This window comes from Brenneria tiliae, from assembly GCF_023347575.1.
Lineage (GTDB): Bacteria > Pseudomonadota > Gammaproteobacteria > Enterobacterales > Enterobacteriaceae > Brenneria > Brenneria corticis.
Genome location: NZ_JAKPCB010000103.1, coordinates 380,304 through 397,389, shown reverse-complemented (window position 1 = coordinate 397,389; position 17,086 = coordinate 380,304). Strand labels below are relative to the sequence as shown.

17 protein-coding genes are annotated in these 17,086 nt (G+C 59.0%); 4 read left to right on the top strand and 13 right to left on the bottom strand.

The genetic code is table 11. From position 1 onward, the window contains the following. Nucleotides 1-277: 277 nt before the first annotated feature. Both MFP24_RS22630 and MFP24_RS22625 read left to right on the top strand, forming a co-directional pair. A complete protein-coding gene (locus tag MFP24_RS22630; RefSeq protein ID WP_249232413.1) occupies nt 278-1,669 on the top strand; it encodes an NAD-dependent succinate-semialdehyde dehydrogenase in 1,392 nt (463 codons plus the stop codon). A gap of 104 nt (nt 1,670-1,773) precedes the next feature. Then, entirely contained in the window at nt 1,774-2,319 is a 546-nt protein-coding gene (locus tag MFP24_RS22625) for an NADPH-dependent FMN reductase (protein ID WP_249232414.1), read from the top strand. A gap of 110 nt (nt 2,320-2,429) precedes the next feature. Here the strand turns inward: MFP24_RS22625 and MFP24_RS22620 are convergent, their stop codons facing one another. Further along, a complete protein-coding gene (locus MFP24_RS22620; RefSeq protein WP_249232415.1) occupies nt 2,430-2,687 on the bottom strand; it encodes a hypothetical protein in 258 nt (85 codons plus the stop codon). Nucleotides 2,688-3,074: 387 nt separating this feature from the next. Here MFP24_RS22620 and MFP24_RS22615 point away from each other — a divergent pair, with 387 nt between their 5' ends. Beyond that, complete coding sequence (locus MFP24_RS22615; RefSeq protein ID WP_249232416.1) at nt 3,075-3,335, top strand: hypothetical protein; 261 nt, start codon at nt 3,075-3,077, stop codon at nt 3,333-3,335. A gap of 197 nt (nt 3,336-3,532) precedes the next feature. Further along, nucleotides 3,533-4,456: a LysR family transcriptional regulator gene (locus MFP24_RS22610; protein ID WP_249232417.1), complete on the top strand. Its 924-nt coding sequence runs from the start codon at nt 3,533-3,535 to the stop codon at nt 4,454-4,456. 8 nt (nt 4,457-4,464) lie between these two features. On the opposite strand, the gene MFP24_RS22605 is transcribed toward MFP24_RS22610, so the two are convergent. Genes MFP24_RS22605 through MFP24_RS22550 form a run of 12 tightly spaced genes read right to left on the bottom strand, consistent with a single transcriptional unit; the run spans nt 4,465 to nt 17,009 of the window. After that, on the bottom strand, nt 4,465-5,274 hold the full coding sequence (locus MFP24_RS22605; protein WP_249232418.1) for an ATP-binding cassette domain-containing protein: 810 nt from the start codon (nt 5,272-5,274) through the stop codon (nt 4,465-4,467). After that, the gene (locus MFP24_RS22600; RefSeq protein WP_249232419.1) at nt 5,271-6,254 is read right to left on the bottom strand and encodes an ABC transporter ATP-binding protein; all 984 of its coding nucleotides are present in this window, start codon (nt 6,252-6,254) and stop codon (nt 5,271-5,273) included. Before MFP24_RS22600 ends, MFP24_RS22605 begins: the two co-directional genes overlap by 4 nt. Further along, complete coding sequence (locus MFP24_RS22595; protein WP_249232420.1) at nt 6,251-7,138, bottom strand: ABC transporter permease; 888 nt, start codon at nt 7,136-7,138, stop codon at nt 6,251-6,253. Before MFP24_RS22595 ends, MFP24_RS22600 begins: the two co-directional genes overlap by 4 nt. A 1-nt stretch (nt 7,139) precedes the next feature. Further along, complete coding sequence (locus MFP24_RS22590; protein WP_249232421.1) at nt 7,140-8,057, bottom strand: ABC transporter permease; 918 nt, start codon at nt 8,055-8,057, stop codon at nt 7,140-7,142. A gap of 58 nt (nt 8,058-8,115) precedes the next feature. Then, nucleotides 8,116-9,633 carry an ABC transporter substrate-binding protein gene (locus tag MFP24_RS22585; RefSeq protein ID WP_249232422.1) on the bottom strand — a complete coding sequence of 506 codons (1,518 nt, stop codon included), beginning with the start codon at nt 9,631-9,633 and terminating at the stop codon, nt 8,116-8,118. Nucleotides 9,634-9,672: 39 nt separating this feature from the next. Beyond that, nucleotides 9,673-10,305, bottom strand: a complete 633-nt coding sequence (locus MFP24_RS22580) for an RraA family protein (protein WP_249232423.1) — start codon at nt 10,303-10,305, stop codon at nt 9,673-9,675. Nucleotides 10,306-10,331: 26 nt separating this feature from the next. Next, nucleotides 10,332-11,819 carry an aldehyde dehydrogenase gene (locus MFP24_RS22575; protein WP_249232424.1) on the bottom strand — a complete coding sequence of 496 codons (1,488 nt, stop codon included), beginning with the start codon at nt 11,817-11,819 and terminating at the stop codon, nt 10,332-10,334. Next, nucleotides 11,816-13,525 carry a thiamine pyrophosphate-binding protein gene (locus MFP24_RS22570; RefSeq protein ID WP_249232425.1) on the bottom strand — a complete coding sequence of 570 codons (1,710 nt, stop codon included), beginning with the start codon at nt 13,523-13,525 and terminating at the stop codon, nt 11,816-11,818. The genes MFP24_RS22575 and MFP24_RS22570 overlap by 4 nt, the downstream gene beginning before the upstream one ends. Then, nucleotides 13,525-14,280: an aldolase/citrate lyase family protein gene (locus tag MFP24_RS22565; protein ID WP_249232426.1), complete on the bottom strand. Its 756-nt coding sequence runs from the start codon at nt 14,278-14,280 to the stop codon at nt 13,525-13,527. Before MFP24_RS22565 ends, MFP24_RS22570 begins: the two co-directional genes overlap by 1 nt. Before the next feature lie 3 nt (nt 14,281-14,283). Continuing rightward, nucleotides 14,284-15,567, bottom strand: a complete 1,284-nt coding sequence (locus tag MFP24_RS22560; RefSeq protein WP_249232427.1) for a TRAP transporter large permease — start codon at nt 15,565-15,567, stop codon at nt 14,284-14,286. Further along, on the bottom strand, nt 15,560-16,063 hold the full coding sequence (locus MFP24_RS22555; protein ID WP_249232428.1) for a TRAP transporter small permease: 504 nt from the start codon (nt 16,061-16,063) through the stop codon (nt 15,560-15,562). The genes MFP24_RS22560 and MFP24_RS22555 overlap by 8 nt, the downstream gene beginning before the upstream one ends. Then, complete coding sequence (locus tag MFP24_RS22550; protein ID WP_249232429.1) at nt 16,035-17,009, bottom strand: TRAP transporter substrate-binding protein; 975 nt, start codon at nt 17,007-17,009, stop codon at nt 16,035-16,037. Before MFP24_RS22550 ends, MFP24_RS22555 begins: the two co-directional genes overlap by 29 nt. Nucleotides 17,010-17,086 lie beyond the last annotated feature (77 nt).

Sequence of the window (17,086 nt, the reverse complement as noted above, 5' to 3'; positions counted from 1 at the left end):
ATACCTGACCTTGCCGCCGACATACCGATAGCCGGTAAACTCTTTGCCGGCGACACATCAATAATGCACAAGTTGATCAAACGATGTATGCTAACTATGTTAAATATTCGTTAGAGAAGCATGAATTTACCTTTGCGGAAAAGTATCTTCCGCAAAAGCAGACGCGGTTTATCCAGGGCGGCATCCGACCATGCGACGGCGTCTGAGCGCAACCATGTGGAAATACGTTTCCCCTAAGCTGAACCAGCGTATTTTCACCTCGACAAGGAGAAATAATATGGCATACGCCACCACGAACCCTTACACAGGGGAACTGATCAAAACCTTCCCTGATGCGACAGATGCTGAAGTGGCATCGGCGATAGAACACGCGCACGCGACATTCCAGACATGGAAAAACACCTCGTTCGCCGAACGACGCGCCATCATGCAGCGTGCGGCCGATTTGCTGCGCAAAGATAGCGACAACCACGCGAAATTATTGACCCTTGAGATGGGTAAGCTGTTTACCGAAGCGAAAGCCGAAGTGGAATTGTCCGCGCAGATTTTTGAATATTATGCAAAATACGCAGAGTCGCTTCTGGCGCCGGAAAAACTGCCGGTGGCCGATCCCGCTGAGGGTGAAGCGGTCATATACCATGACCCGCTGGGCGTACTGCTGGCTATCGAACCCTGGAACTTCCCCTACTATCAGATTGCCCGCATTATTGCGCCGCAGCTGTCGGCGGGTAATACCATCCTGCTGAAACATGCCTCAAACGTGCCGCAGAGCGCCGCGCTTTTTGAACGACTGATGCTTGAGGCGGGTTTACCGCAAGGCGGGTTCAAAAACCTGTACGCCACCCGCTCTCAGATTGAACTTATTCTTAACGATACGCGGGTTCACGGCGTGGCGCTCACCGGTTCGGAAGACGCCGGCGCGCTGGTTGCCCAGCAGGCGGCTAAAGCGCTCAAAAAATCGACGCTTGAACTCGGCGGCGCCGACGCCTTTATCGTGCTGGCTGACGCTGAGCTGGACAAAACCGCCAAGTGGGCGGTGTTTGGCCGCCACTGGAACGGCGGACAGGTATGCGTATCCTCCAAACGGATGATTATTGTCGATGAAGTCTACGATGACTTCCTTGAACGCTATACCGCAGGCGTTGCGGCATTACGCGCGGGCGATCCGCTCGATCCAGCCACCACGCTGGCGCCGCTCTCTTCACAGAAAGCCGCCGATGAAGTGAGAGAGAAAATTCAGTTCGCCGTGGATCATGGGGCAACCGCAACGGAAGTCGGCCCCAAAGTGCCGCAGCAAGGGGCATTCGTCCAGCCGACCATTCTGACCGATATTTCACCGGACAACCCGGCCTATTATATGGAGTTCTTCGGACCGGTATCGATGATTTTCCGCGCCAAGGACGAAGACGACGCGATCCGCATCGCCAACGACTCGCCTTTCGGTTTAGGCGGCTCCGTCTTCACCCAGGATGCTCAGCATGGAGCGGAAGTGGCGAAGAAAGTCTCGACCGGGATGATTTTTGTCAACCACCCGACCATGGTCAAAGCCGACCTCCCCTTTGGCGGCGTCCGCCGTTCAGGGTACGGACGTGAATTAATCGGATTAGGCATCAAAGAATTCGTTAACCATAAACTGGTCAACATTGTTGATATCGATGCTGAATTCTGATTCTGCGGTTTCGTAGCAGGACGACCCGTATAAGATATTTCCGCAGTGGAAACTTAATACGGGTCTTTATTTAAACGCGACTTTTAGCTAGAGAAGTAACTATTATGGCAACGATTAATCTTGTGGGGATTGCGGGCAGTCTACGCCAAAAATCAACCAATAAAGGCTTACTACGGGCGGCGCAATCGCTATTGCCCGACAACGTATCGCTGGATATCGCCGATTTAAGCCAGGTGCCGTTTTATAACGCGGATATAACCTCCGTACCCGATGCGGTGCAGCACATAATACAGCAGGTCAAAAAAGCGCACGGTCTGGTTATCGCCTGTACGGAATATAATTACTCCATCGCTCCGGCGTTGAAAAATATTCTGGACTGGATATCCCGTGATGCGGATAAAACATTATTAGCAGGAAAGCCATTAGCAATAATGGGGGCCGGCGGCGGTATGGGAACGTCACGCGCGCAGTACCATTTGCGTCAGGTGTGCGTATTTCTTGAATTACAGCCGTTGAATAAACCAGAGGTTTTTTCCAACGCCTTTAGCGGCAGTTTCGACGCGGACGGCAACCTGATTGATGAGAAAATCAAAGCGTTAATATCACAGCAGATAGCGGCATTGACAGACGCCGTCAAGAATAACGCCTAACCACGACTCTGTTACCCTAATAACCTGAATGGTCAGCATTAATCCGAAAAGCGCCGCCTGGCGGAGATAATAGGCGACGGCGCTAATCAAGTATGCCGACCATGATGGCATCAGGCCGGGAAATAGGATATCGAGTGCTCGGGCGTATCATTCTTTGCATTGATGATTAAATCCCACTCGCCAGTGTAAGGAACCGTTAAATAAACCTCCCCTTCAGCACTTACGCTAATAGCGTCTTTTTCTGCTGTTTTATGCTGAGGGTTCGTGACCGGCGAGCCATTAATCATCTGAAGATCAAAGGTATTAGCACATCGAACAATTACCGTATCACCGCCAAAAAGACTCAAACACGTGCGAATCACAGACATACATCCTCCGCGGCACACCGCCATTAGCATGCCTTTATAAAGCCAATCTATCGATCATTTCCCACAACGGGATTTTCATAACAACAAAATGTATACCGACCGATTGTGATTTAGATCAAATTAATTCCACGTTTCCCACCAATGGCCGCTGGAATAAGATGAACCTATGCCAGGCAGCGTCTTATTAGGTTTTTTGATAATTCTTCATAACCGCGATAAACAATATAATCAACGCGCCACGAGGGGAATTTCACAGAATAAAATGCGTCGCAAGCCGGTAAATAGCGTTTTCCACCAATTTTGATGCTGAACTCAACGCACAAAACGCGCTACTTGAAAATCTGCGGCCTATACTTTTATGGTCATAGTGAAATTGCAGAGGCTTGTATGCTTTGGTTTGAGGAAGGTTTATATCTGAGAATAAAACAGTTGGACAACGGCCCGACTCCCTTGCCGCTTAACAGCGGATTTAACTGCGAGACCGCCTACCGAGCCATTGGCGTGTTTAATCCGTCGGAAACGTCAGACGCCTATTACATATTCTCCAACGATAGGGACGAAGTGTGGTTTATCTGCAACCGCCATCTGCGCACGGTAGCCATATCGCCTGAACCGGCGGATTTCCGGCGGCCGCTGGCTTCATTTTAATTATTGGCCCGCTAATGGATATTTGAGATAGACAGGGCCACGCAAGGTGACCCTATACAATATCACCTTACACATCGGAAAAAGCTATGGAATCATTTTTCCCTGGCGAACCGGAATCGACGATAATCAACCCTGAAAATAGCTTTATGCGTTAATGCGTTGCCATTTATCCGGCAAAGCATCAGAGGAAAATTTGCATGTCCCGTATTCATGACCGGCTTGACTGGAATCTGCTGCGCACATTTCTGGCGATTGTGCAGGAAGGGAACATCAGTCGGGCGGCCACCCGGCTGCATCTGACGCAGCCGGCGGTCAGTCTGGCGCTGAAACGTCTGGAGGAGCGGCTCGGACAAAACCTGATCGCCCGTAACGGCAACACTTTCGATCTGACCTCAGCCGGAGAACTGGTGTATCACGAGGCGCTGGCGATTTACGGCAGTATCGCCCGGCTGTCGATGACGGTGCAGAATACGCCGCACGACCTCAGCGGCGTGGTGCGCCTGGCGTTGGTTTCCGGCGTCAATAGCGACATTCTGGATAGCGTGATATGCGAGTTCCACCACCACCACCCGCGCGTCAATTTTGATATAACCAGCGGTTCAAGCGCCGACGTGCAGCACGCCCTGCTGCATTATCAGGCCGGGCTGGGTATCTGCTTGAAAAACAAAAGTATACAGGGGCTGTTGGATACGCCGTTGCTCCACCAGCGATACTTTCTCTACTGTGGGAAACCGCATCCGCTGTTCGGGCAACCGCATCTGAATGTCAGCGATCTGCATAATGAGGATTTTGTCTCTTTCGCCAGCGAGCAACTGGACGGCGTACTGGCGCCGCTGGCGCTGTTCCGGGCGCAGCAGGCGCTGGAGGGACGGATTATCGGCACCAGCGCCAGTCTCGACGAAGTGCGGCGCATGGTGCGCGCCGGGCTGGGGATCGGCGCGCTACCCGAACATGTGGTGAATTCGGAAGTGGAGGCGGGGCATTTGTGGAAACTGCCCCCCGACGACGGCATCGCGCGCATCACCCTGTACCTGATGTGGAATCAGGCGCCGAAACACAACCAGGCCGAAGAAGCGTTCCACCACCGTCTGCTTGAGGCGCTGCAACTGGCGGGCTATTAACAAATGCGTTAAATCAGTAAACGGGTATCGCTTTTCGGCAGCAGCGTAGCCGCCAGCAGCTTGCGGGTGTAGTCATGGCGCGGGTTGGCGAACGTCGCCGCGCACTCGCCCTGCTCCACTGCCTTGCCCTGATACATCACGCACACCCGATCCGACAAGTGCTCCACCACCGCCAGATTATGGCTGATGAACACCATGGCCAGATTGAACTCCCGCTTCAGCGACAAGAGCAGGTTGATGATTTGCGCCTGCACCGAGACATCCAGCGCGCTGGTCGGCTCGTCGCAGATCAGCGCCGCCGGGTTGAGTATCAGCGCCCTGGCGATCGCTACCCGCTGCCGCTGCCCGCCGGACAGCTCGCCGGGATAGGCATAGGCCAGCCGGCGGGGAAACCCGACGCGGTCCAGCATATCCAGCACCTCGCGCCGCCACTCGCCGCCGCGCCAGTGAATACGCAGCGGCTGCAACACGGTTTCATAAATGGTGTAGGACGGGTTCAGCGACGAATAGGGATCCTGAAATACCGGCTGCAACAGGCTGGCGCGCGCCAGACGCTCCATGTCGCGCACCGGTGTGCCGCGCAGCAGCACCTCGCCGCTTTCCGGCAGGTTCAGCCCCAGCATAATATTGGCCAGCGTGCTTTTGCCGCAGCCTGACTCTCCCACCAGTCCAAGCGTCTCCCCGGCGTTCAGCGTCAGCGAGACGTTATCCAGCGCCTGTACCCGTCTGGCCGGCTTCATCAGCCCGCCGCCGATGCTGAACGACTGGCTGACGCCGTTCACCTGCAACAGCGGGCCGCTTTCTGTTTCACGATTCATAGCGGCTCCTCCGCGGTGCGAACGCACTCATAGCGATGTTCCTCGCCGGTTTGCCGAACCGGCAGCGTCTGCCGGCACACCGGCTGCCGCCAGGCGCAGCGCCAGCGGAACGCGCAGCCGTCCATCTCTCCCAGCAATTCCGGCACCCGCCCTTCAATCACCGGCAGATCGGAGCCGGGTTGCGTTTTACCCGGAACCGGAATGCTGGCGATCAATCCGCGCGTATAGGGGTGCATCGGCCGTTGCAGCAACTCCCCGGCCGGCGCGGATTCGACAATGCGTCCGGCATACATCACGCTTACTTTGTCCGCCATCGCCGCCACCACGCCAAAATCATGGGTGATCAGCAGCAGCGCAAAATTGTGCTGCCGCGCCAGATCGCGAATCAGCGCCAGAATCTGCGCCTGGATCGTCACGTCCAGCGCGGTGGTCGGTTCATCGGCGATCAACAGCGACGGTTTGCCCATCAGCGCCATGGCAATAACAATGCGCTGGCGCTGCCCGCCGGAAAACTGGTGCGGATACTGGCGAATGCGCTCGGCGGGCTGGGGAATTCCCACCTGCTCCAGCAGTTGCACCGCCCGCTCTCGCGCCTGCCGGCGGTCAATTTTCTCATGCCGCATCACCCCTTCGATCATCTGTCTTTCGATGGACAGCGTCGGATTGAGCGTAGTCATCGGGTCCTGAAAAATGAACGCGATATCGCGCCCGCGCAGCGCATCCAGCTCCCGCTGCGACAGCTTGTCCAGCGCTTTCCCCTGAAAGGTCATCTGCCGGGCGTTGATTTTCGCCTTGCTGGTTTGTAGGCCAATCAGCGACAGAGCGCTAATCGACTTGCCGCAGCCGGATTCGCCCACCAGACACAGCGTTTCCCCGGCCCGCAGGTCGAAATCCACCCCGCGCACCACATTGAATTCCCCCTGTTCGGTGGGAATGGCGATGCGTAAATCGCGTACCCTCAGTATCGGTTCATTATTCATCGTTTCACCCCCGTCCCCATCACATCGCGCAGACCGTCGCCGAACAGATTGACCGCCAGCACCAGCAGGCAGAGCGCCCCGCCCGGCAACGCAATCAGCCACGGCTCGAACAAAATATTATCGCGCCCTTCGGCGATCATTAATCCCCAGGAGGGCGTGGGCGGCCTGACGCCCAGACCGAGAAAGGAGAGCGCGGACTCCAGCAGGATCACATTGGCCACTTCCAGCGTGGCGATAACGATAATGGTATTGCGCAGGTTCGGCAGAATTTCCCGCAGCATGATAAACGCATGGGACGCGCCCACCGCCCGCGCCGCGCGCACAAACGCCTCGTTGCGCAGCGACTGGGTTCTGGCGCGGGTGACGATGGCGAACTGATCCCACACCAGCAGGCCGAGAATGGTCACCAGCGTCATGATCGACGCCCCTTTCAGCGCCACCGCCGCCAGCGCCACCAGTACAATCGGCAGCGACAGACGCGTGGTGATCAGAAAGCTGATCAGCATATCGACGCGGCCGCCGAAATAGCCGGCCAGCACCCCCAGCGAGGTGCCGATAACCCCGGCGACCATCACCACGCCAATGCCGATACCCAGCGAGATGCGGGTGCCGTAAATCAGACGCGACAAATAGTCGCGCCCGAGCTGGTCGGTACCGAGCCAGTGGCCGCCGCTCTCCGCCGCCTGCCAGAACGGCAGCGCCAGCCGGTTGTCGAGATCCTGGGCGATGGGGTCGTATGGCGCCAGCCACGGCGCCAGCAGCGCAATGGCGATCATCAGCAGCAGGATGCCGCCGCCGATAATAATGCCGGTCTTGCGAAAACGCTTCAGACTACGGCGCGCAGGCTGGTTTTCCGCCGCCGGTGAAGAATCTAACTGTGACATCTCAGGACTCCCTAATCCGCGGGTCAAGCCAGGCATTAATCAAGTCGGCCAGCGTGGTCAGCACCACATAGATTAACGACAGGATCAGAATAATCCCCTGTACCACCGGTAAATCGCTGCGCAACAGTGATTCCCAGGCCAGACGCCCCAAGCCGTTGAGGGCAAACACGCTTTCAATGACAATCGAACCGGATAGCAGGATGCCGAGCTGAACCGCCGCGACGGAAACCAGCGCCAGAATGGCGTTACGCATGGCGTGGCGCGTCACCACGGCCCGCATGCCGATCCCCTTGGAGCGCGCCGTACGGATGTAATCGGCCTGCATCACGTCCATCATGCTGGCCCGCATCAGCCGCATCAGCGCCGGCGTCGCGTAGTAGCTCAGCACAATCACCGGCAGCAGATAGCCCTGCCAGCTATCGGCGCCGGAAATCGGCACCACGCCCAGCCAGACGCCGAAAATCACGATCAGGATCAAACCGAGCCAGAAGCTGGGGATCGCCTGCCCGGTCACCGCAATCAGCAGCGCCAGCCGATCGACGATGCCGCCGGGCTTCAGCGCCCCCAGCACCCCCAGCGGAATGGAAACCGCCAGCGCCAGCAGAAACGCGCTGACGCCCAGCAGCAGCGTGACCGGAATACGTTCGCCGATAATCTGGCCGACCGGCATGTTGAAGTAGTAACTGTTGCCCAGATTGCCTTGCAGTATGCCGCCAATCCAGCGCAGATACTGTTCCGGCAGCGGGCGGTCGAAACCATAAAGCCGGCGCACCAGCTCGGCGTCTCTGGCGCTGGCTCCCGATCCGGCAATAGCGATGGCCGGATCGCCGGCCAGATAGGCCAGCGCGAAACTGATTGCCGATACCGCCAGCGCGACCAGCACGGCGACCAGCAATCTTTTTAGTGCGAATCTCAGCATCTCGATGCGCTCATTGCAGTGTGAACATGGACCACTGCCCGCCAGCGCGGGCACCATATTACTTCCAGCTTGACAGCCACCAGCGGGCGAACTCATCGGGCTGCGGCGTAAAATTCAAATCCTTCGACAGGCCGTAGTTGATATTGTAATTATACAGCGGTATCCAGTAGGCCTGGTCGGCGATCTTTTTCAGCGCCAGACTGTAGTTCTGCTTGCGCACGTCGCTGTCCGGCGAGCCGTCCGCCACTTTCAGCCACTCCGCCAATTCGTCATCCTTGATCATGTCGTCATCGCCGCCGCCGAAATAGTTGGACAGAATGAAGGCCACGTCGCCAATACCGTAGCTGCCCCAGTTGGACATCAGCGCCGGCAACGTCCCGGCGCGCCATTTCTGCACCGCCGCCGCGAACTGGTTTTCATTCAAACGCACGCGAATGCCCACTTTGGCCAGATCGGAGGATACCGCTTCCGCCACCGGCCGCGGCATGGCGGCAAACACCATCTCCAGTTCAAAACCGTTCGGATAGCCCGCTTCTTTCAGCAAATCCCTGGCTTTTTGCGGATCGTAGCCATAGACGGCGACATCCTGCTCACAGCCGAACTGCAACGGATTACAGGCGGAATTCAGCACCTGTGAAGACTCTCCGCCGAACACGTTGGCGATCTGCTGGCGGTTAATCGCATGCAGCATGGCTTTGCGCACCAGCGGCTGGGCGATTGGCGTGTCGCCGCCGGTAGCCAGGCTGATATAGCCGATACGCATAATCGGCGCATTGATGATGCTCACCCGGTTCGCCAGCCGTTTGGCCTGATCGGGCGGTACGCGCCAGATCCAGTCCAGCTTGCCGGACATCAGTTCCGCGTATTGGGTGTTCATCTCCGGGATGGTGCGGATCACAATACGTTTAATCGCCGGTTTGCCTTTCGGACTGCCGGCGTAGTGGCCGTCGAAACGCTCCAGCACATAACGCACGCCCGGCGTCTGCTCAACCAGCTTGTACGGCCCGGAGCCGACCGGCCGCTCCGCCATACCCGCCGACCCTTTCTCGGCAAAATAGGCGTGCGGGTAGACGGGCAGCGCGTCGGCCAGCATCTCTAGCGCGCCGGCAAACGGCTTGGCCATATGGATACGCACGGTATAGTCATCCACTTTCTCCACGCCGGCGATCCAGTCCACGGAGATTTGGAAACGGGTGCCGTACTCTGGCTTGATCACGGTATTTAGCGTGGCGATCACGTCATCGGCGCTGAAATCCGCGCCGTTATGGAATTTCACTCCTTTGCGCAGCACAAATTCGAGGGTTTTGTCGTCGGTGAATTTCCAGGACTCCGCCAGCGCCGGTTTGATTTCGCCGCTGCTCAGATCCTTGTACAACAGGCCGTCATAGATGTGGCGGGCAATGATCAGCCCTTGCCGTCCGGCGATTTTGTAGGAATCCAGCGGCTCTGGCTCGTCGGAAAAGGCCACGTTCAGCGTATCGTCCGCTTTCCCGGCCAGCGCCGGCGCGCCGTGCAGTGCGGAAAAGGCCAGCGTGGTGCCAAGCAGTGAAGCCAGCAGCGTTTTTTTCAGCGTCATATTCGCGATCCCCATAAGGTGTTGGTAAATGTAAAAACATCAGTGTTGATGGCGGTAAATCTCGGCCAGGCTAACGCCCTGCCGCAATTTCTCGATAATCAGCGGCTCCTGCCGCTGAATGCGGATCGCCTCCTCCGCGTAGCGCGCCATCTGCGCCGCCGGCAGTGCGATAACCCCATTTTCATCCGCCAGCACCAGGTCGCCGGGACAGACGCGGACGCCGCCGCAGGTCACCGGCCGGTTGACCGTACCGCCGGTTTTACCCCGTTTGGTGGTCAGCGGCGAACGCCCCTTGCACCAGACGGGAAAGCCGTCGGCGCAAATGGCGGACAGGTCGGTGATGTAACCGTCCAGGATCACCGCGGCAATTCCCGCCTGCCGCGCCGCCGCCGTCATCACCGCCCCCCAGCAGGCGTGGCGATCGTCGTTGACGCGCTCAATCACCAATATGTCCCCCACATGCGCGGCCGCCAGCGCCAGCGGCAGGCTGTAGCCATCGTCCTCCGGCAGCGACACGGTCAGCGCCGGGCCGCAGCAGCGTACGCTGACCGGCAGTACGCACTGTAGCCGGGGAGGCATAAATCCCTGATCCAGCAGGTGGCCCAGCGTGGCCGTTTCCACCTGTAATAACCGTTCAATCAGTGACGCCGTCACATCATGCGGTAAAGACATGCGCTTTCTCCTCTGTCGGCGCCGGTTCAGCGGGCAAGCTGGATCCAGGTTGATTTCGGGTCGGTATATTTATCCAGCGCGTGCACGGACTTATCGCGCCCGAAGCCTGACTGCTTGCGCCCGCCGAACGGCATGGTGATGGCGCCGTCGGCATAACAGTTAACCCATACCATGCCGCTGTTAAGGCGGCGGGCAACGCGGTGCGCCTGACTAAGATCGTCGGTCCACAGACCGGCTCCCAGGCCGTAATCCGTATCGTTGGCCAACGCCAGCGCTTCTTCTTCACCGCTGAAGCGGCATACGCCCAGCACCGGGCCGAAAATTTCGCGGCGCATGGCGATATTGCCGTTGTCGCAGGCCAAAATGGTGGGATTGAGGAACAACCCGCCGGCCTGCGCCGGCTGCGGCGTAAGGCGGTGCGCTCCCGCGGCCAGCGCCTCGTTGATGCCGTCAACCACCCGCTGATACTGCGCGCCATCCACCATCGCCCCCACCCTTGTTTGCGGGTCCAGCGGATCGCCCGGCAGATAGTTCCCCGCTTCAAGCAATAGCTGTTCCATAAAACGGTCGTAAATGGCGTCTTCCACATACAGCCGTGAACCGGCGATGCACACCTCGCCCTGATTGATGAAGATCGCCGCCGCCGCGACCGCCGCCGCCTGTTCCAGCCGCCGGCAGTTGGCGAATACCAGATGCGGCGATTTGCCGCCGCACTCCAGCCAGACACGCTTCAGATTGGAGTCCGCCGCGTAACGCATAAAATGCTTGCCGGTGGCGGTGGAGCCGGTAAAGGCCAGACAGTCCACCGCCATATGCAGGCCGAGCGCCCGCCCCGCCACCGCACCGCGTCCCGTCACCACCTGCAAGACGCCGTCGGGAAGTCCGGCCCGCTGCGCCAGTTCGGCCAGCTTCAACACGCTGAGGCTGGACTGTTCCGCCGGTTTCACAATCACGCTGTTTCCCGCCGCCAGCGCGGGCGCCAGTTTCCAGCAGGCGATCATCAGCGGAAAATTCCACGGCACCACCGCCGCCACCACGCCCACCGGCTCGCGCACCACCGTGGCCAGCACATCTTCCGGCGTCGGCAGCACGTCATCGGTGGCGGTTTCAATGGCGCCGGCATAAAAACGCAGGCAGCGAATGGATTCGGGGATATCAAACGCCATGCTGTCGCCGATGGGCTTACCCATATCCAGCGTCTCCAGCAGCGCCAGCGTTTCGCTGTTCTCCTCCATCAGCTGCGCCAGCCGCTCCAGCGTTTTACGCCGCTGGGCGGGCGAACTGCGCGACCAGACGCCGCCGTCGAACGCCTGACGCGCATGGCGCACCGCGCGATCCACATCGGCCTCGCCGCAATCGGCGATGTCCGTCAGCTTGTCGCCGGTCGCCGGATTGATGCTGGGCAGCACCGCGCCGTTTTCCGCGTCGGTGTAGCCCGCGCCGATCCAGGCGCGCCCTTCGTAAGTCAGTTCCGCCGCGGCCTGCCGCCAGTACGCCAGAGAATAGTCGCTCATGCCTCTTCCCCCTGTTTCACCATAGCCTGTTGTTGTATCTCACTGAGCAGCACGCCGGGCGCGATGCCGTTGCCGTCATAACGCAGTTCGACGATCGCCGGACGCCGTTTCTGCGCGGCAAAGCGCAGCGCCTCACGGAACGCCGCCTCGAACGCGCCTGTATCCTCAACCACTATGCCCAGCCCGTCATAGGCTTCCGCCAGACGGGCGAACGCCGGATTAGTAAAGCGCAGCGCCACTTCACGGCCGGGGAAGTGATGTTCCTGATGGGCGCGGATGGTGCCCCACATACCGTTGTTAAACACCAGCACCACCACGCCAAGCTGATATTGCAGCGCCACGCCCAGCTCCTGCATGTTCATCTGAAAACAGCCGTCGCCGGCAAAACAGACCGCCGGACTATCCGGGTGCTCCAGCTTGTAGGAGATGGCCGCCGGCAGCCCGTAGCCCATCGCGCCCACCGTCGGCGCCAGCGAACTGCCCAGCCCGGCGAAGGGAACGTAACGGTGCGGGTACAGCGCATAGTTGCCGGCGCCGACGGTGATGCAGCCCTGGCCGTCCAGCACCGAGCCGACGATATTCGCCACCCGGTCAAGGCTCAGCGCCCCCGGCGACGGCAGCGGATTGAGGGTCGCCAGATAGGCGTCGCGGGCCTGAGCGCGCAGTTGCTTCCAGACCGGCTCGGCCGCCGGCGACAGCCCTTGCAACGCGGCGGCAAAGGCGTTGACGCTGGCATTGATGGCCAGCGCCGGCCGGTAAACGTGCCCCAGTTCTTCAGGATCGGGATAAATATGAACCAGCGTCTGCCGCGGCGTCGGCGAGGCGATCCAGCTATAGCCTTCGCTGGTGGCTTCGCCGATACGCGTACCGACGGCAACGATCAGATCGCTGTCGCGCAGCTGCCGGCGCAGGGCGTCGTGCATGGCGTAACCCACATGGCCGACAAACTGCTCGTCGCGCTGGTCGTAGCACTCCAGACGCCGCCAGGCCACGCCGACCGGTAGATCAAAACGGCGGGCGAACCGTTGCAACTGCTGCTGCGCCTGTGCGCTCCAGCCGCTGCCGCCCACCAGCAGGAAAGGACGCCGCGCCTGCTTCAACCGCGCTTCCAGCTCCGCCATCTGCTCGTCTCCGGGATAGCTCTCCAGCCGCGGGCGGGCCGCCACGATGGCGGCGTCCGATTCCCCCCACAGCACATCCTCCGGCAGCGCCAGCACCACCGGTCCCGGGCGGCCGCTGGTGGCAACCGCCCAGGCGCGCGCCACATATTCAGGAATGCGCTCGGTACGATCTATCTGCGCCACCCATTTCGCCATCTGGCCGAACATGCGGCGGTAGTCGACCTCCTGAAACGCTTCGCGTTCGATAAAATCGTTGCCCACCTGCCCCACGAACAGGATCATCGGCGTTGAATCCTGATAGGCGGTATGCACGCCGATCGAGGCGTTGGTGGCGCCCGGCCCGCGCGTCACCATGCATATACCCGGCTCGCCGGTCATTTTTCCATAGGCTTCCGCCATATAGGCCGCGCCGCCCTCCTGGCGGCAAACCACCGACTGGATGCTGCCGGTATGTTCATTAAACGCGTCAATACAGGGAAGAAAACTCTCGCCCGGCACCAGAAATATGCGTCTGGCGCCCTGCTCACGCAGTTGTTCCAACAGGATCTGACCGCCATTACGGGAAACTTGAGAGGGGTTCGGCATTATTTGCTCCAGGGTGTTAAATAATCTTTGTTATGGTCCGTATGGTCCGTGCGGATATTCTGCGACTGCCAATACCGTGTTTGCTCAGGCGCGATGGCGCAGCGTGAGCGATAGCCGGCGCGCAGGGACTGTTCACAATCATCGGCAAAGCCGTCTTCGCCGATATTTTTCGGCCAGGGGCCGTCGATCGCCTCCGCGCCGTGGCGCCGGCAGCGCTCGATAAACTGACGGCGCAGCGGCAATAAATGCGCCATACGGCGCGGATCGTCGGCAATGCCCATATCCAGCGATAAATCGCCGCTGCCCAACAGCGCGGCCCTGACCCGGCTCGTCGCCGTCAGAATCGACTCCAGTCGGCTTAATCCCTGCCGGCTTTCGATGGTCGGCACGATGGCGCCGTCGGTTAAGCCGTGGCGCGTCATCAGTTCATCCAGTTCAATCAGCTGCCGCGCGTCCTCGATCTGCGGCAGGAAGACCGCATCCGGCGCGGCGGCGGCAATCGCCGCCAGTTGCGCCTCTCCGCCCCGCGCCAGGCGATCCAGCCGGATGGCGCAGCCGATGGCGCGGCGGCGGCACATCTCCGCCGTCTCGGCAAACAGTCGGCAGGCCGCGTCTTTTTCGCCCGGTGGGGTAAACTCTTCCAAATCCACCACCAGCACGCCCGGCCGAGCATCAATGGCCTGCGCCAGCTTCGGCCTATCCTGTCCGGCGACGAATAGCCAGCTTACCGCTTTGCTTCCCGCTTGTTTGTTCATCGGTTAGTCCATCCGCGAAGGGAGATACAGCACCAGCTCGGGAATAAACACCAGCAGCAGCAATACCGCCAGCATGGCAAAGAGCATCACCAGCAGGGGCTTAAAGGTTTCGGTGACCGTGATGCCGGATACGCGGCAGGCGGCCATCAGATCGATGCCCAGCGGCGGGGTATTCGCGCCAATCGCCATATTGACGGTGAGCAGGATGCCGAAGTGAACCGGATCGATGCCGTACTGCTGTAGCAGAGGCATGACGATCGGCGTGATGATAATGATGATGGCGATGGTTTCCATAAAGGTTCCCAAAACCAGCAGCAAGCTCATCAGCATCAGCAACACGGTATATTTGCTATCGGTGATATTGCCGATAAGCGAGGCTATCGCCTGGGGAACCTGTTCATAGCTCAGTCCCCAGCCAAACAGCCCCGCCGCGGCGATGATGGTTAAAATCGCGGCGCTGATTTCCGCCGTTTCCCGCAGCGAAAGCCAGATCTCCCGCCATGAAATACAGCGGTAAAAGAAAACCCCCAGAACCAGGGCATAGGCAATGGCGGAGATCGCCGCCTCGGTGGCGGTGAATACCCCCATGCGGATACCGCCGATGATCAGTACCGGCACCATCAAGGCCGGCAGCGCATCGAGCCAGGCGCGGATTTTTTCCCTGCCGGAGTAGCGGCGGCCGCCGGCCCAGTTATGTTTGCGCGACAGATAGAGCGCGGCGACGACCAGCGCGGCGGCCAGCATCAGACCGGGGATCACCCCGCCCATAAACAGTTTGCCGATGGAGGTATTGGAAGTGGTGCCGTAGACGATCATCACGATACTGGGCGGCAACACCGTGGCAATGGAGCTTGACGTGCCGATAAGCGCGCTGCTGAAGCCCGGCGCGTAGCCTTCTTTGCGCATCGCGGGCAGCAACATGCCGCCAACCGCCACCACGTCGGCGACGCCCGAACCGGACAGAGAACCGAACAGCATGCAGGCCAATACGGCGACCACCGCCAGACCGCCGCGAATATCGCCGACGCTGGCCATGCACAATTTAACGATACGGGTCGTCAAACCGGCATGGTTCATTAGCTGCGCCGCCAGAATAAACATCGGGATGGCCAGCAGCGTGAAGCTCTGCATACCCGCCACATACTGCTGGGCCGCCACCATCAACGGCGCGCCGTCGAAAATCAGCAGGTAGCTCATCGCAGCGACCAGCAATCCGAAGGCGACCGGCATATCCAGCAGCAACATCAGGGCGAACATGCCAATCAATACCCAGGCGCCATCACTCATGACGCCCCCTTGTTCTGAAAAGCTGGCCGAGATTAATCAGCACGACCGCAAGGCAACTCAGCGGTACGCTGCCATACACCACCCCGACCGGCCATTGCAGCGCGGTGGTTTTTTGCTCCATCGTCAGCACGGTTAAATCCCAGCCGGCTTTCGCCAGGAGCAGCATAAATACCACCAGCACCACCTGCATAAGCTGGTGAACGGCGTGCTGCCGATTGCGGTTACGCAGCCACAGCCCCAACAGCCCCGCATTGAGATGACTGCGGCGCTGGCTGCAATAGGCCATCCCCAGCATGGTGGCCCATACCAGTACGATTTCCGGCAGTTCCTCCGCCCATTGCGGCGTGCTGCCCCAGAACCAACGCATGCAGATCGCCCAGCCCATCAATATTGCCAGCGACGCGATGCCGATGGCCGCGATAACGATAAACAAGCTTGAGATACGGTTGATCATCACCCCTCCCGCATCACTGCGCGCTATAACGTTTGACTTCATCGATCAATTCCGGCCCGAACACCTGCTGATAGGTTTGCCAGACGCTCTGTACGCGCGCGGCGAAAGGTTTGGGATCGACTTCATTGATCTGCATGCCTTTCTCTTGCAGTTTGTCGATCAGATCCTTGTCGTCCTGCCGGGTCAGCCGCCGCTGCTCATCGCGCCACTTATCGGCCAGCGCCTGCAACCTGGCCTGATCCTGCGGAGAAATCCGTTTCCAACTGGATTCAGACATCACCAGACAAGCGGGCGCCCACACATGGCCGGTCAGGGAAAGGTATTTCTGCACTTCAAACAGTGATGAGGAATCGATAATGGAGAGCGGGTTTTCCTGCGCATCGAACACCCGCTGTTGCAACGCTGAGTAAAGCTCGCCAAACGCCAGCGGGGCGGGGCTGGCGCCCAGCGCGGTAAAACTGTCCAGACGCATTTTATCCGGCGTGACGCGAATCTTCAGGCCCGCCAAGTCGTCAGGACCCGCGATCGGAGCACGGTTATTGGTGACGTGGCGATAACCGTTTTCCCACCAGGACAGGATTTTTAAATGGTATTTTTCAGCCAGCGTTTCCAGTTTATTGCCTAATTCGCCATCATAGGCCGCATAGGCCGCCTGACGATTCGGCCAGGAATAAGGCAGTTCGACAATGCCGAATTTGGCATCAATAGGCTGAAGCGAACCACAGCCGATTATTCCGGCTTGCAGACTGCCTATTTGTAAACCTTCGACCAGGTTTTTCTCATTGCCTAATTGCCCGTTAGGAAAAAGTTTTATGCTTACCCGACCGTCGGTTTGCTTTTGCACATCGTCGGCAAAACCGGAAGCGGCGATATTCCAGTTATGGCTGGTTGGTAAAACATGTCCCAGTTTTAATTCAATGGCATTGGCATGCCACGAAAATAATAATGCGGATACAATTAGCGCGGCTACTTTGTGATTACTTTTCATATCACCTCCGGTATCAATTTATTTTTAATTCATTGACAGAGTCTTCCCGCGAGGAAAATTAGTCAATTTTAACGATT